The sequence below is a fragment of the Variovorax restrictus genome (assembly GCF_051216715.1).
Taxonomy (GTDB): domain Bacteria; phylum Pseudomonadota; class Gammaproteobacteria; order Burkholderiales; family Burkholderiaceae_C; genus Variovorax.
Map to the genome: position 1 here is coordinate 88,724 of NZ_JBPJZH010000006.1, position 14,966 is coordinate 103,689.

The following is a 14,966-nucleotide window of genomic DNA, read 5'->3' on the forward strand; positions in this document are numbered from 1 at the left end:
ACGGCCCGCTGTAGGAAGGTTAATCGGCTCGGTAAATCGCCTGCCGCCTTTGCGCTAGGGCATTTTGCACCCCTGAGCGGCATTATGATTTCGCCCAGTGCTGCCAATCTCAACCATTTTGAATACAAAAGCCGATTATCAGCTGCGTCGCGTTCTGGTTGCTCGCCGCGCGGTCGTGCGTGTCGCGAGAGATCTGAACGTCGCCGATCGGTGTTTGCTGTTGGCAGCAACAGCCCTCCTCCTGGCCGCGTTCGCGATCTGCAGTCCAAGCGCCACACCGACCCCGGGAGCAGCGCGCCTGAGCCTGGCAATCGAGTCGTCCGGTGCCGCGCTTCTGTGGGCCCTGCCGCGTAGAGTCCAGTGCCACGCCTGGATTGAACTTGTAGGCCCGACGCTCACAAGAGCGTTGTGCGCTGGTCGGGACGCGACGAGACCTCGGTGGCATTCTTCGGCTGGCAGTGCGGGCATCCTGGGATTTCGCTTGTGACCAGCCCGGCGACGCCATCGCCTGATGCCAAGGCGGACCCTCTCATGGAGCAGCGGATCCAGCACCGGCTCGAGATGCTGCGCCTATCAATGCCCCAGGTGGGCTATCAGACGATCGCCTATCACGTGTCCTGGATTCTTTTTCTTGAATTCGATCTTGTCCCAACGGCGAACTACATCCGAAGCCAAGTCAAACGCGGCTCGCTCACCACGTGCTCGCGCGGCGTGAAGCAATTCTGGGATGAGGTTCGCATGCTTCTACGGGAAATTGACCCCGGGCGCTCAATGCCGGCGCCGCTGGCACACCGGGTCTCGCGGTCCGTCGATGCGCTTTGGCGTCTGGCACTTACCGAGGCTGGAAAAGTTGACGCCGGCGCTGCCGCCTCTCCTCTACGCGGGAACCGCGCAATCCACCCCTTGGCAGGATTCGCTAGTCGTCTCGCGATCCTCGAGGCTGAGAACAGTGAGCTCAGGCGCTTGGCGGCTAGCGGCCACGCGCCTCTTGTCCCCGCGACAACCATGCATGACGCGACACAGAAGCAAAAGGTGCGTGGATGAACGCAAACACTGTATCCCTGCTCTTTTACGCCTCGATCGTCGTCGTAGTGGCAGCGGCATGCCTGCAATGGGCACGGCTGACATCGGAATCTCTCAATCGCGACGCCGCATTGCGCTGGCTCGGTGCGTTGGATGTCACGGTGGCCCAGCAGCGTTACCAAGGAAAGCGCACCACCGTCCTGGCGGACATGGGTTCGGGCAAGCGCGGCATCACCACCTACGAGGCGCTGCTCGCCTGCCGAACACCATCGGGCCGGACCTTCTTCACCACGATTCGAGTGAGCTTGGGGCTTGTCGTCGCCTGGGACCTCACTCCCGTCCCGCCCCCGGAGATGCTGCTCATCCTGAAGGATGTGGGCTACGAGACCACTGACGAAACGCTTGCGCCGGCCAATCGCCCTGCCCCTTTCACCGCCCCAGCAGATGGCGCCACCATGGTCACAAACTGACCCCTCCACGTCCATTACATCATGTTCAAAAACGCAGTTATTTATCGCATCGACTCCCGCTGGACACCGGACCTACAAGCCTTGGAGCGGTCGTTGTCCAAAGCTCGCTTTGTTCGGTGCAGTCCGAGCCAGGCTCAATCGTCAGGCTTCGTGGAGCCGCGCGGCGACGCTCATGCGCCGTTGGTCGAATCCGTCGGTGGCCAGTGGATAATGCGACTCTGCGTGGAGACGAAGAAGGTTCCCGCGTCAGCCGTTCAACTGATGCTTCAGGAGCGCCTGCAGCAGATCGAGCGTTCGACTGGTCGAAAGCCTGGGAAAAAGGAGTCGAAGGAACTCAAAGAGGAGATCTTGCTCGAGCTGCTGCCGCATGCGTTTCCCACACAGGCGACCATTGGGATCTGGCTCGACCCAGAAGAGCGCCTTCTTGTGGTCGATGCTGGGTCACAGGGTAAGGCCGACAAAGTGGCTACCGCGCTTGTTTCTGCCGCGGACGGCTTCGCACTTTCCCTCGTGCAGACTGCTGAGACCCCTGCTTCCTGTATGGCTCACTGGCTTCGAACCGATGAGGAGCCGTCGAACTTCTCAGTCGATCGAGAATGTGAGCTCAAGGCCACCGACGAGTCTCGAGCAGTCGTGCGCTACGGCCGCCATCCCCTCGATATTGCCGAAATCAAGGGGCATCTCCAAGCAGGGAAGGTTCCCACACGGTTGGCCATGACGTGGGACAGTCGAGTTTCCCTGGTGTTGACCGATGCCTTCCAACTCAAGAAGCTGACGTTCTTGGACACCGTCTTCGAAGGTTCCGCCAGCAAACAAGATGAAGGGTTTGACGCGGATGTCGCCATCATGACTGGTGAGATGCAGAGCGTCATCAAGGACATGATCGACGCCGTGGGCGGCGAGGCGACTCATGGCATGCAGTCCGACGACGACGGAGTGGCAGCAGCTTCCCGCGAAGAAGCGGCATCGGCACCGTTCTGAGCAGCTTTCGCCGGCCCATCCTAGCTGCTGGCCCAACTAAAAAAGGCCTCCCGATGGGAGGCCTTTCTTTCTGTGAGCGCGTGATCAACTAGAGGCGAAGGTTGCGTTTCGCATGAGAGCCCGCTCGCGCGATAGACTGCTCCGCGTTCTCACGCATATTGAGGTAGTCGCCTGCGCTGATCGGAACGACTCCAGCAACTGTGATGGTGACTTCGGCCGGGACCGTGACCATCCACTCGGATCGCGATCGCTCGACTCGAATTTTCGCGGCACGTCCCTTGGCCTGATCCGCGAAGAATCCTATACCTAGCCCCAGGGAATCGGCAAGCTCAACATAGGCTTTGGCCATGAGCAGTCCGTCGCCCCGGAAACGGTCGACCGCGCCCGATGCAGCCGCTGCCTCATGGCGCTTACGTGCGCCAACGAACGCGTCTAGCTTCGCCTCAACGGTCGGCGCCGCTTCAACAAGGAAGTGCTGGAAATTCATTGTCTGGATCCTCTCACACGTACGCTACAGATCAAAAACGAGGCATCGAGGGCGCGGGCTGCGCCGGCGCCGTTGCACCGACTTCCTTGGCCTTATCGTTCTGCGAGAACAGCTCTGCGATCGCCCGCAACAGCTTCTCGAACGCTTCGGCGGCCTCTTGCCCCAAAGTCTTGGCCTTCTTCTCCAGTGCCTCATGGCCTTCCAGCGCAGGAGCCTTCGCCACATCGTCAGTGATTTCCGCAACTCTCTTCAAAGAGCCCTCGACCTCTTCCGTGAGCTCAGACTGGCTAAGCAACTCGAGGCGGTGCTTGTCGGAGATGCTGTCGTCCCGCAGATTGGATGTGCCATGCACCAGGTGACGACGCAACTGTTCGTTGAGATCCTTGACCGAACCCGTGATCTTCGCCAGCTTCTCCGCCGCGACTTCCTCCGAAGTGCCAGTGGGCAGACTCAAGAAGTCCTTGTGCAGCGCGCTTAGCTGCTGCATTCGTTGTTCGATGCCATCCCGCTTCACGCCCTGCTGGCGCACCACGTCGTCGGACCGGGCCAGATTGGTCCTCTCGTCCCACACTTGCTTTGCTGCCGCCACGGGCGCGACTGCAGTTTTTCGAAGCCCCTCGAACAATTTGCCGACGGCGCTAGACAGGCTGCCCACCGCGGAGGCTCCTCCGTTTGCAGCCATCTCCGCGGATTGCCGCAGGTTCTCGAAGGCGCCTAGCGCGGCACTGCTCTCTCCCTTGCCCAGACCATTGGCACCGAGCGGAGCACTCAGCGAACGCGCGAAGGCATCCTTCGGATCGAGCCCCGACTGTACGGCCTGAGTCAACTTCACGCTGAGTTTGTCCTTCAGCTTGGCTGCCTTGAACTCGTCGGACTTCTCAAAAGCGGCCAGGCGGTCCTGCAAAGACCGCACCTTCATCTCTTCGGTCTCGTTGAGGCCGTACGCCAAGAGCGCGGCCTCGTAGGCGTCCGTGTCACGACCGTCGATGAATTTGTTTGCCGCCAGCATGAATGCCTGCCAGTCGGCTTCATCTGGGAACATGTCCTTCAAGCGAGCGACGCCCGCGTCGCCACTCGCTGGCACGGCGGTTTCGCTCGTGTGAGGGGCCATCTCCGGACCTTCGTCCGGTCCGAGGCCTGGAATATCGACGAAGCCCGCGTCGGCGAAGCCACGTGCAGCGATGTGCTCCATCGAAGGCGCGGGATCCGTGTCGAAGTCAAGCAGATCGCCCTGGTTTGGCAGTTGGCTGCTCGCAGGCCCACCGTCGTTGGCGGGGAGGTCCGAATAATCGCGCGTCGATTTTGCTGGCTTATCGAAATCCAGGTTGGAGCCGTCGTCAATCATGATTGGTGTGCTTGATGTGGTGCCAAAGGGCAGGTTCGAGAATGATACGCTTACGACCAAAAGGCGCCGTTTTTCGTTATTCGAGCCGATTAATGGCGGTGACTCCGCTCGCCGACTGGGAGCCCCCCAGACAAAGCAGCCGAGTCTGGAAACACTTGCGATCGGTCCAAACGCGCGGCGGTCACCGCCTTCACCAGCGTTTGCACATCCGTGCCAGTAGGGGAAGACATGCAGAACCCCCCAAGAGCAGCATCAATCGCCACTTTGTCGTCCCATGCGTAAGCCAGCACCGCCCAACGCGCAAAGGGGCGCGCGCCAACCGACACTGCTTCAACCGTCTTCCGCCCCGCGGTGACCTTGCTCTTGATCGACGTCAGCTCCGCGTCGTCATGGTACGGCTCCGTGATGTTGGAAACGTAGCGGTCTATAGGTTCCAGCAGGCCCGGGGGAACGCGGCCCTGCATCGCAGAGACGCCTAAGGCCATTTGCGCAGCAATGACAAAATTGCTTTCGATCAGGCTTGCGATTCTCTGGACGGCAACCCTGCCATCTTCCTCGGGTATGGCCCTCAGCGATTGCCTGAGCGAGTAGTACTGGACAAGTGTCCCTTCCATCGTGACCAACGCTTGGCCCGGAACCAGTGCGAACCGTTTGCCCTTCATGGCCTGGTCGAGGAGCGCGTCGCCTCGAAGATATCCATCAGGTGTACGTGCCCCGACGACCTCACGACCTGCGCACGAGATGGAAACTGGCGAACCGGCGGCCGATGCTGAGGAAACCGCACTCGCAAGCAGCGACGTCGCAAGAAAGCGAGATATTAATGGTCTGCGCATGGGTCACCCAAATGCGCTATTTTAGGCCGGGAAAATGCGCGCTGCGTCGCTGCGGCCGTCGCGATAATCCGATTAACGAGCCGACTTAACTTGAGCGCGGCGGATGGCTAGTTCGCGGCTCGCGCTGTCTCGCGCTGAGACCGCCAGTTGCGTTGCGATGATCGACTCGATCCGTGCATTCTGGTTGAACGCGTGGAACTCCATCCAGTTCATTGAAGCCAAGTTGTGGTTGATTTCCTCGTACAGCGGGCGTTCCCCTTGCCGCTGAAGCGACTCAGCGTACCGCGGGTTCCCGTTTCGCATCTCGACGGCTGCCTTCATTGATGCCACCAAAGAGAGGCCCCCATTCGTATCCAGCGGCATGCGGCTTGCCATTATCTGTACCAGCGCACCCGTCGCAACAGACATCCGCGACTGGCCTACCATCTGAGCGATCTGGAACCTTTCGCCGCCACGCCCCGATTCGTGTGCACGCGGAAGCATCTCGGAGGGGGATGGATTGGTCACCATCGTGACGAAGTCTGCAGCGGCCCGCGCTTCGTCGACCCCATAAGTCTCTCCTGCCGAAGGAATGAGCAAGGTCCCCGCGTCTATCGCGGCGCCCTGCATGGCTTTGGGTGCCGAGCTAGTGCAGCGGCCGCGTTCAACATCAGCTTCTGAACAGTAGAGCTCTCGATAGCGCCCCATTCGATCACGGACGATGGCCGCTTCGCTGTTGACGAAAAGTTGCTCCTTGACCATCGCCCGACTCATTGCCTTGGCCGAGACATCGGTGTTCGCAAGCGAAGCCGTTCCGCGTTGCTCGGCTGCAAGACCTTCACAAGACTGGAACGCTTGTGCTGACGGAGAGAGGTAGGTGTCTTGGGCCCGCATGTAACGCTCGTTCGCGTCCACCGCCGCTTGGTAATTGATTTTCGCCTGGGTCAATTCCTTCTTTCCGGCCGTCACCTTCTCGCCAGCCGCGAGAATCGACTCGGCACCACCCTTCTTGCCCAGGAGCTGGTTGTAAGTGCTCGTGATCGTTGCGGCGTTCTTCGCTAGCGTCTCCTCTGCGTCCTGAAGAATCTTCGCCAACTTCGACTCTGCGATCGAGAGGAGCGATTGCAGCGCAAAGGCCGGGACAGGCACCAACATGCTGCCGCACAGTACGGCGGCGCTGAGACGGCTCCTAAGCCTCCGCGTCATCGTCCAGCTCCGGTCTTCTGACGGGCCAACGCCAGCTGGCGCGCATGACGCTCACCTGCCATTACGCCAAGCCGCGTGGCGATTAAGCCTTCGATACGCTCGTCTTGCGAGTGGCGGTAGAAGTCCATCCAGTTACGCCCAGCCATCTGCACAGTGAACTCCTGCAATAGTGCGGTCTCATCCATCGCCTGCAAGCGCGCATGGTAGGCCGGATCACCATGCTTGCGGTCAACTAACTGCTTCATGAGTCCCACGGCGGAAATGGGTGCACCCGATGTACCGAGCGCCGTGCTATCGAACGAGCCATTGGGCACGCGTGAGGCGCGAATCTCGTTCAACGAGTACGCCGCTACGGATAACTCAGCCTGTGAGCTCATCAGCGCAATGTTGAATCGCTGGGCCGCAACGGAATTCGTGTCGAGAGCTTTCGGCAGTACAACCTGCGGCACCGGGTTCGTGAGCATGGTAATGAAAGCCTCTGCAGCTGCAGACTCTGCCGTGCTGTATGTCTCATTTGCCGTCGGCAGAAGGAGACTCGAAGCATGCAGTGGTGCACCCTGCATCGATGGCGCCGCAGGAGTCGAGCAGAATCCACGCTGAACATCCTCTACAGCACAATATCGCTCACGATAGTTCGCCAGCAAGTCTGCGGCAGCTTGCTCGGAGCTCTCGGTGCTCGTACCCCGTTGAGCCGCATCTGTCGTCAAGGACGCGGCCAAGACCTTAGTCTCAGCACTGGCGCCGGAGGCATTGGACGCTGCGTCCATGATCTCGCAGGTCTGAGCCCCCTTCGCCGAGTCAGACGACACTTTGTCGAGCGCCTCCTGATGGCGGCTAGCTGAGGCAAGCGCGGCCTTGTAGTTCAGCTTTGCTTGGGTAAGCTCCTTCGCGCCCATGAGATGCTTATCGGCGGCAGCAACTGCCGACTCGCTGCTTGACTGGCTTGCGAGAAGGTTTTGCGTTTTGTCATAGGTCCACGCCGCGATATTGGCAGCTTCTCGTGCAAGTACTTCTGCGTACTCCGCTGCCTTGGTTGTCGCGATCTGTAGCAGAGACTCCAGGGCGAAGGCGGGCGTCGGTGCCAGCGCCGCTACGACTAACGACACGGCTGCTAGCCTTCGCCGGTTGCTGCCGAGCATTGAGGAAGCTTGGGAGAGATCCATCGTCTTACGGCGTAAGCACGCGCGCCCGCGCAGCCGCGATCTCGCGCTCAGAACTATCTTTCACTGCGATCGCTAGCTGTGTCGCGAGAAGGGACTCAACGCGTTCGTTTTGGAGGTACGTCTGGTAGTTGATCCAATTTCGCCCCGCCATCTGGATGTTCATCTCCTTCAGCAGGCCCGGGCTATCCATCCTGCTTAGACCCGCGGCGTACTCAGGATTGCCAAACTTCTCTTCGACCGTCTTCTTCATCAATCCGACAAACGAGATCGATTTCTCCGGGCTCGAACCCATCGGCATCTTTGACGCAAGAATCTGAACGAGAGATAGGTTAGCCATGGACATTTGGGCTTGGCTGCTCATTTGAGCCAGGTTGAATCGCTCTGCCGCGGACGACTTGTTCTCCAGTCCCTTTGGGAGGCCCTCAAGCGGAACGGGATTCGTAACCATCTCGATGAAGTCCGCAGCCGCAACAGCCTCTTTTGGCGAGAAAGTCTCACCTGCAATGGGCTGCATAAGGGAATCCGCGCTCACGGACGCGTTATGCATCCTCTTATCGGACACCGCTGTGCACCTACCGCGTTCCTCATCTGCATCAGAGCAGTAATTCGCGCGATAGTTGTCCAGCACCGCCTTACCGCGGATGCCGGCATCCACGTTGGACACCAACCGCTTGCCTGAGGCGAAGTTCAGCGCTTTCGCCATGGTTCGCGCATCATCACTCATTGATGTGGTCGTTTCCGAAGCTGACATGGTTTCACAGACGCGGAACGGCTGGGCCGACGGTGCGGTGAAGCGATCCTGAGCCTCGGCGAATCGTTTCTGCGAGTCCGACGCCCCCCTATAGTTCAACTCCGCTTGGACGAGCTCCTTCTCGGCTGCCAGCTCCTTCTCGCGCCCGGCAACAACGGCCGCCGTGTTCCCTTGTTGCCCTAGCAGTGTCTTGGCGGTGGAGGCAGCGATCCCAGCCAACGTTGAGGCCTGGCTCGCGGCCATCTGGCCCAACGTACCGACCTTGGCCAACACATCTGCTGCCGAGATGACACTGTCCATGAGGCATGGGTGGCAAAACGCGAGCGCTGGCCTTGGCAAGGCGCAGATGGCAGCGAGGACCGAACCCGCCGCGATGACGCGTGCCTGTTGCTTGAGTCGTGACCAGTGCGTAAGCGGTTTGGGTGTCATAGGTTCAATTTCTAGGGCTTCGAGCCGCGAGGAGGCGCGCAAAGGAGCCTGCGACGAGCGAGTCCATTGCGACCGCCTGCTTTTGTTCCAAAAGGAACCGTTGACCCGCCGACGTGCGCTCCACGGAAGGGGGCACATCTTCATATGGCGTGGGTTGTGTAGCCATTCTCGTGAAGGCCTGCGCCGCTCGGAACTGCTCGGGCGAGAGCGTCTCCGAGCCGGCGGGGGCGAGAAGCGTCGACGCGCTCACATCCGCGTTTGGCATGGTTGAGACCGCACTGCATTTGCCTCGGTCGACGTCGATTGCAGCGCAGTAGTTCGCTGCATGGTCCGCCAGTAGCGAAGCATTGGCCTTCTCTGTGGTTTGGCTTCCATCGCTCAATCTGTCTGTAGCAACGCGCGTTAACGCTTTTCGATTGATGTCCGCCAGCACCATCGCATGCGCCGTCTCCTTCTCGTCATTCAGGACACGGCATGTACGCTCAGGAGCGACGCTAAACTTGTCGTTCGCCTCGGTAAACCGCTTTCCAGCTTGAAGCGCGGCATCCATGTTGAGACCCGCCTGGAGAAGCTCTTTTCGGCCAAGAATCGTCTTCTCTATAGCTGCGATCTGCGAATCCGCAAATCCGCCGAGCATGCTCATCACGTAGCTGCCGACCCAGCTCAAGAATGCCTCCATGTAAGCTGAGTCGTGCTCGTGGACCTGTGCCAGGGCAGCTCGACCCTCCGGAGTAGACATTTGGCGCGCCAATGCGATATCTCGCGCGGTTGGCGCTGCCAACGCGCAGACGAAGACGACGACGCCGCAAGCGGCGATGCCTACGATCCTACGCATAGATCGGGCCGCTCATGCACCACCACTGGACGTGAAGTCCCACGGTTTGTACGTGTCAGAACACTGCGGATATAGCGTTTGGGTGCCGCCGGCGAGCGACTCTGGGGTCGGACACGGACAGGTTTCATTCGCGCCGACGCCACGCACGTTACATTGCACCTGTTTGACCTCAGCTCGCGCCTGCTCTACCGCAGCTCCAGCGTTCGGGTCGAGCGTCCCCTTGATGGCATCGTAAGTTGACTGCTCGAGGTTACCCGCGGCTTCATTCGCCGCCCTAACCGCCGCGTTCGTGCCGGCGGCCTGCAAGGCAGACGCGACGTCTGTGTTGTCATCGATCCGAATGGTTTGCCCGCCGACTTCAACGCTAATGCTCGGATTGTCTAGCGAGCCGATACTCAGCGCTCCTCCAGTCGCATTGCGGATCGCCCCGCTTATCTGACTCAGAGCGCTGTTCTTCAAATCACTGATGTACGAGTTCAGCTTCCCGCAGGCACCAGCCACCATTTTGGTCATGATGTTGTTGAGAAGCCCGTCCAGGAAACCAATACCCGTCAGCGAGACCGGCACCTGGAATGCCGCGACGTCTAGGAAACAAGTGGAGTTTTGAATCACCCGCGATGGATCGGGCGGCTGCCCACGGTCCATGAAAGCCAGTGCAGAAGTCTTTCGCGCAGCATCGAGGTCGGTACACGAAGCGCTTGCGAGCGCGGCAGCATCTCGCACCGCCCCCGCGGCCGCCTCGGCGTCCACACCGGCCCTACGCGCGGTCGTCAGATCCGCCTGCCGCTGGATATAAGCGGGATCGCTCCAGATGCTGGCGCTAGAGATCGTCCAGCTGGCGGCAAGGGCAACCGCGAAGGCCCATTTCACGCCGCGGGAAGCCAGGTTGTTGGCAGCCACTCAGAACCCCGCAGAGGCAGGGGTGGACGCGCCTCCGAACAGCCCGCCGCTGGCATCACCCCCGCCGAAGAGGCCGGACGACGAGGAGTTACTAGAAGCGGAGTTCGTGGCATTTCGGATCAGATCTGTAGTCGCAGCATTCACCGCCCCATTGGTCGCCTGACTGACCGTGCTACCTATTGCCCCGCCCACATTGACGCCTGCGACGTTCAGCTGATTGATGTTCAATGCACCGTTGACGCCACTGGTGATCTGGTTGATCGCGCTGCTCTTCAGGTCGTTCAAAAACGACATGCCTTTCGCACACGCGGAAGACATGAGGTTGGTCATGAATCTGTTGATCAGGCCATCCAAGAAACCGATTCCGGTTAGCGAAACAGGGATCTTGATCTGCGCGATATCCAGGAAACAGGTGGAGTTTTGGATGACTGATCCGGGCGAAACCACAACCCCGCGCTCCACGTATTGAGTGGCCGCTTGCTTCGCTGACACCTCAAGCGCTGTGCATTCCGCACTACTCAACGCTTTGGTGTCGCGAGCCGCGACCGCCGTTTGCTGGGCCTGTGCGCCCGTAGCGCGTGCCATCAACAGCTCTGCCTTCTCTTGCAGGAACTTCGGGTCGTCCCAACCAGTGGCGGAATGAGCGCATGTCACCGCCAACATAAGTGCAAGCGTTGCCGCAAGCTTTGTTCCAGCGGTACGTTCAGGACGCTTGTGCATATGGTTCCTCTTCTTGCTCATCGGAAGGCTCAACATCGGGGTCATCGCCCTTCAGAATCCTCAGCACTTTTTGAACAATCAACAATCGGTCCTCGGAGAAAATCCGTGCCAGCAAATGGTTTCGCTCGAGTACTTCGAACCGCTCGACGAGGAGCCCTGCCGCCGCTGCGTTTCCGCGGTCAAGCACGGATAAAAGTTGGGCTTCCGCTAGCGTTCGCGCTACGAAGTTTGGATTGTTCGCGTCGAACCACATCAGCAACTTCAGCGCCTTGCCAGTCGAGATATAGCCCAGCAAGACGATCAGTTGGTTGTGGAGCGACTGCGGCATCTGCGGATCGAGCTCCTCGACGCGCTCGGCGATTTTTTGCAGGGTGGCCTGCACCTCCGCGACCTGGTCACGCGTCCAGGTCTCGACGCTCTCCATTGAGTGAATCGCTCCAGCGAGCAAAGGGTCAGCTTCACGGAAGAACGCCTCAGTGCTGCCCGATGACATGTCAGCATTAAGCTCATCGATCATTCAACTTCCTTCTCGCACTAGAGATTTGCAACGCGAGGCGTCGCAAAGGCTGTTCAACCGCGCTGGTTGCACCATTTATCGCAGCAGTTATGCTTAGGTGACACGCGGTTTTGGTCTTTACGACCTTAACTGCTTTTGATGCTATCACAGCAGGTGCGGATGTTCGACTTTGCAAGGCGAGTCCCAGACCAAAAACATGACCCAAGTTAATGAGCAGAAGGCCGACACCACGGCTGTTCCGACGAGTTTGGATTGGCCACGGTACTATCGAGATATCCAAGCCCTCTTCACCGCGACACGGCGGTGTAGTGACGTGGGTCTCCAACGCGGGCAGCTGGCCGATGAGGTGCGAAGATGCCGCGCGGCCCTGGCCTTGCCGGCCACGTCGCCAGCTGCCGAACGGCCTGTCTGAACCCACGGCCCGCGGGCTCACCTAGGTTCCAACCAGGCCCTTAGAGGAGCACGCAACGCGATACGATTCACCTGGGATGTCCATCGGAACTTCGAAGACCCGCCTCACCCGATTCATTGCCGGTCGGAGATGCATCTCCAGCGTTGTATAGCTCTGGGCGTTCTACGTTTTCTCCCAGCGAGCCCATGTCTGGCGGTGGACTTGGGTCGGAAAAGATTAGCGGGCCATCGCACGCAACGCATGTCGCGGCGGCCGCTAGCGCGAGCAGCCTAATCAGGATGTTAATCGTCATACATCTTGTGCACTCGGGAAGTGATGCCAGGGGTGATCTTCCTGGCCTTTCGAATGCGCTTCAGCGCATCTTGATGCGCCTTCTCAGATGCAGTCTCGGCCGCGCGCTTCCCGGTGGCCATGTGCTCCGCCCAGCCACGCCAGCCCTTCTCCTCAATGGCCGCAAGTTTGATCATTGCGTCTGGTCGCGGCATCGGGCTGTCTGGATCAGAGGTGACCATCTCGAACATGCCCGGCAGTCCAGCAACGTGTTTGACAATCCAATTCTTGCTCAATGGAGCCTCTTGTAGGTGTGACCGCCGTGACGCCGCAAGCGCGGCCCCGAAACGGTCGGTGGTAGACCTACCGATTTTGCACAGCGAAAATGGCGCTTTTGGGCCACCGCGCATGAACCGAGCGCTTTTTCTGCTTGGATGCCACCGATTTTCGGTCGACACTACCCCATGGCGAGCCGATTAATGGCAACGAAGGTGCAGTCATCACAGATAATGGCTGTCGAGCAGATCAAGCAGTTCGGTCTTCCGTACGCCATACGTCGATCCCGGTCGGTACGCGCCGTATTGCGCCCGGCAGCCTTTTCGCGACCTACCGCATGAACAACCTCAACCTGGAACACGTCGTTCGAATAGCCCTGGCGTCTCAGGGACTCGACGCTTTTGATGCGACGAACGTCTCGCTGGTGTCCGCCGAGTCAGTTCCCCGCATAGAGCGAGGACTGGTAGTGCGTATCGTGGCTGGCTACCTTGCAGCGCAAACTTGTTCCAGCGCTGCAGCATCGGAGCGCCTCGTCGCGTGGCTCAAAAAGCATCCCGACTTCGAATTGAGCATGTTCGATACCGTCCACGATGCACTCCTGTACGCCGGATTCGCGGCTCACCTGTCACGGGCATCGTTCGCTCTGCAACTTCGTTCTCAATCCAAACTGCGTCAACCCTTGCTACAGAGGGTTCGCGATGACATCTTCTGTCACGCAGTCGATCACTCGCTTGATGAATCCGCGAGCGGCTTCAATGAAGCCCGACGTGCGACCCTGCTCCACAACCGCGACAGCTTTCTCAGCTACCGCACTGAGAGCCTGGCATGACTCTGCGGCTGCCCCTTGCTCAGGGCAACAAGCCGCGGGCACGAGTATTACCGGCGGATGGCACGTTGAAGAGAGGGATCTGAACCTGCATCGCCGAGACGTCGCGGATCTTGCGGATGAACTCGTTTAACGTCTCATCAGGCCCGGGGTGAAGCTGGACAAGGCCATCCCCTACCCTCGTGAAGGCGAAGCCAACCGGCTCCATGCCGAGCTCGGGAAGCTTTGCCTGAATATGCACCGTGGCGAAAAAGTTCGCAATGCTTGAGGCTGGGTTCGCAGATTCGTCGATGCCTGGTTTCACGCTACGCCAGACAAATCGCTCATCTCCTACTCTGACGGCCACACCGACGGTACGCCCGAGGGGCTCCTGGAAGGACATCACCTTTCCGATGAAAGGCGTCCATCCAAGCGCCTTCAAGGCATTGGCAATCTTGTCGCTGTCTTTCTCGTTCAGGATGCGCATCGGTTACTTTCAAGCTGGAGTGACCGAAAGTATATTGAGCTCAGTAAATTTCACATTTTCTGTGTGCGATGCGCAGCTTCGGGGGCACAGTAGCCACCCGTTTCCCCCACGGGAGATCAGAGGCTGAGTACTGTAGATTCCGACCGCCGCCGGTTCTGAAACCCGCTGCGTCCGCCGGCCAGCGAACTAATATGACTGCCCGTGGTTCATACTCGGCCATGGTCACCTCGAACGGCAGCACCCTCTCCTCTCGGCGAATTGTCCGTCTTGCCTATTTCAGAGCTTCCGCACGCGCCAGCGATGAGAAGGCGCTGCTCCAGATCGAGCAGGTTTCACACGCTGCGTACCGGGCTTCCCAACTGACAGGTCCCAGCGCGGGGCCCATCGCGGTTTCGGAGTCGTCGGACGGGCTCACCGAAGCCGACGCGGACGCGTGGTTTCAACGCCAGGTGCAGCGGCTGTGCGGGGCTCGAGCTGGGCGTCTACCCCAGTATGAGCACGTTGACGTTACGCCGCTTGAAGCCCCGTTGAGTGAGCTTCGTTCCCAGGGCGTCGACACCTATGGGGTGACCCTCTTTCTCCGCATCGAGGCCGATCCACTGCCGCTCATCCTGTCTCTCGCCGAGTACGTACGCCTTTGCCCTACAGCTGATCTTGCGGGTTCCTCTCGCATCCTGTCCTACCAGGCGCGCGCGACGATCGAAAGCGCGCTGCACGCTGCAGATTTGGGCGGCGGAGCGCTGAGTAGCCCAGAGGCCTTCGCGCGCTGTTTTCGCGCGCTGGATCAGACTGGTCTAGCAGATGTTGGATTCGTCATCGGCCACAGAGATTCGAACCATCAGTTTGTTCAAGGGTTTCCGGCCGGCATTTAAGACCGCTCATCGAGCGCGGGAGCTGGCTTTATGGCGATTTTCTTGCGAATGGGTATGCTCGACCAACATTAATCGTCTCGCTCATTTTGAGCTCTTTCTGTGCACCCATCGCATCTAGCCTCCGGGCCTTCGCCCCAGCTCCAGGAAGGAGCCCTTTGCACTCGGCATGGCTTCATGGTCTCCGGAACCGTCGGGGGCCCATTGA

The 14,966-nt window shown here is 59.7% G+C and carries 17 protein-coding genes; 5 read left to right on the forward strand and 12 right to left on the reverse strand.

From position 1 onward, the window contains the following. The first annotated feature begins 531 nt into the window (after positions 1 to 531). From ACSFA0_RS23675 to ACSFA0_RS23685, 3 genes are read left to right on the forward strand one after another with little or no spacing between them, the layout of a single operon-like run. Entirely contained in the window at positions 532 to 1,044 is a 513-nt protein-coding gene (locus ACSFA0_RS23675; protein ID WP_435452711.1) for a DNA-binding protein, read from the forward strand. After that, positions 1,041 to 1,493 carry a hypothetical protein gene (locus ACSFA0_RS23680; RefSeq protein WP_435452712.1) on the forward strand — a complete coding sequence of 151 codons (453 nt, stop codon included), beginning with the start codon at positions 1,041 to 1,043 and terminating at the stop codon, positions 1,491 to 1,493. Before ACSFA0_RS23675 ends, ACSFA0_RS23680 begins: the two co-directional genes overlap by 4 nt. Positions 1,494 to 1,514: 21 nt before the next feature. Next, a complete protein-coding gene (locus tag ACSFA0_RS23685) occupies positions 1,515 to 2,474 on the forward strand; it encodes a recombination-associated protein RdgC (protein WP_435452713.1) in 960 nt (319 codons plus the stop codon). Positions 2,475 to 2,562: 88 nt separating this feature from the next. On the opposite strand, the gene ACSFA0_RS23690 is transcribed toward ACSFA0_RS23685, so the two are convergent. The 11 genes from ACSFA0_RS23690 to ACSFA0_RS23740 all read right to left on the reverse strand — a co-directional run bounded on the left by ACSFA0_RS23690 (position 2,563) and on the right by ACSFA0_RS23740 (position 12,617). Then, positions 2,563 to 2,961, reverse strand: a complete 399-nt coding sequence (locus ACSFA0_RS23690) for a hypothetical protein (protein ID WP_435452714.1) — start codon at positions 2,959 to 2,961, stop codon at positions 2,563 to 2,565. Between the two features lie 31 nt (positions 2,962 to 2,992). Next, complete coding sequence (locus ACSFA0_RS23695) at positions 2,993 to 4,306, reverse strand: hypothetical protein (protein ID WP_435452715.1); 1,314 nt, start codon at positions 4,304 to 4,306, stop codon at positions 2,993 to 2,995. A gap of 89 nt (positions 4,307 to 4,395) precedes the next feature. Then, positions 4,396 to 4,968, reverse strand: coding sequence for a hypothetical protein (locus ACSFA0_RS23700; protein ID WP_435452716.1), 573 nt, complete (start codon positions 4,966 to 4,968; stop codon positions 4,396 to 4,398). Positions 4,969 to 5,211: 243 nt separating this feature from the next. Next, complete coding sequence (locus tag ACSFA0_RS23705; RefSeq protein ID WP_435452717.1) at positions 5,212 to 6,273, reverse strand: hypothetical protein; 1,062 nt, start codon at positions 6,271 to 6,273, stop codon at positions 5,212 to 5,214. Positions 6,274 to 6,320: 47 nt separating this feature from the next. Next, a complete protein-coding gene (locus ACSFA0_RS23710; protein WP_435452718.1) occupies positions 6,321 to 7,487 on the reverse strand; it encodes a hypothetical protein in 1,167 nt (388 codons plus the stop codon). Between the two features lie 4 nt (positions 7,488 to 7,491). After that, on the reverse strand, positions 7,492 to 8,538 hold the full coding sequence (locus tag ACSFA0_RS23715; protein ID WP_435452719.1) for a hypothetical protein: 1,047 nt from the start codon (positions 8,536 to 8,538) through the stop codon (positions 7,492 to 7,494). A gap of 133 nt (positions 8,539 to 8,671) precedes the next feature. Then, positions 8,672 to 9,334 (reverse strand): hypothetical protein, encoded by a 663-nt coding sequence (locus ACSFA0_RS23720; RefSeq protein ID WP_435452720.1) that lies wholly within the window; start codon positions 9,332 to 9,334, stop codon positions 8,672 to 8,674. Between the two features lie 180 nt (positions 9,335 to 9,514). Continuing rightward, on the reverse strand, positions 9,515 to 10,402 hold the full coding sequence (locus tag ACSFA0_RS23725) for a hypothetical protein (protein WP_435452721.1): 888 nt from the start codon (positions 10,400 to 10,402) through the stop codon (positions 9,515 to 9,517). Continuing rightward, positions 10,403 to 11,122, reverse strand: a complete 720-nt coding sequence (locus ACSFA0_RS23730) for a hypothetical protein (protein WP_435452722.1) — start codon at positions 11,120 to 11,122, stop codon at positions 10,403 to 10,405. It lies immediately after the preceding gene. Continuing rightward, the gene (locus tag ACSFA0_RS23735; protein ID WP_435452723.1) at positions 11,106 to 11,639 is read right to left on the reverse strand and encodes a type IVB secretion system protein IcmW; all 534 of its coding nucleotides are present in this window, start codon (positions 11,637 to 11,639) and stop codon (positions 11,106 to 11,108) included. The genes ACSFA0_RS23730 and ACSFA0_RS23735 overlap by 17 nt, the downstream gene beginning before the upstream one ends. A 693-nt stretch (positions 11,640 to 12,332) precedes the next feature. Next, positions 12,333 to 12,617, reverse strand: coding sequence for a hypothetical protein (locus tag ACSFA0_RS23740; RefSeq protein ID WP_435452724.1), 285 nt, complete (start codon positions 12,615 to 12,617; stop codon positions 12,333 to 12,335). 317 nt (positions 12,618 to 12,934) lie between these two features. Between ACSFA0_RS23740 and ACSFA0_RS23745 the strand changes: the two genes are divergently transcribed. Beyond that, entirely contained in the window at positions 12,935 to 13,426 is a 492-nt protein-coding gene (locus ACSFA0_RS23745) for a hypothetical protein (RefSeq protein WP_435452725.1), read from the forward strand. A 19-nt stretch (positions 13,427 to 13,445) separates the two neighbouring features. On the opposite strand, the gene ACSFA0_RS23750 is transcribed toward ACSFA0_RS23745, so the two are convergent. Continuing rightward, a complete protein-coding gene (locus ACSFA0_RS23750; protein ID WP_435452726.1) occupies positions 13,446 to 13,889 on the reverse strand; it encodes a hypothetical protein in 444 nt (147 codons plus the stop codon). Positions 13,890 to 14,107: 218 nt separating this feature from the next. Here ACSFA0_RS23750 and ACSFA0_RS23755 point away from each other — a divergent pair, with 218 nt between their 5' ends. Then, the gene (locus ACSFA0_RS23755; protein WP_435452727.1) at positions 14,108 to 14,761 is read left to right on the forward strand and encodes a hypothetical protein; all 654 of its coding nucleotides are present in this window, start codon (positions 14,108 to 14,110) and stop codon (positions 14,759 to 14,761) included. Positions 14,762 to 14,966: the final 205 nt, after the last annotated feature.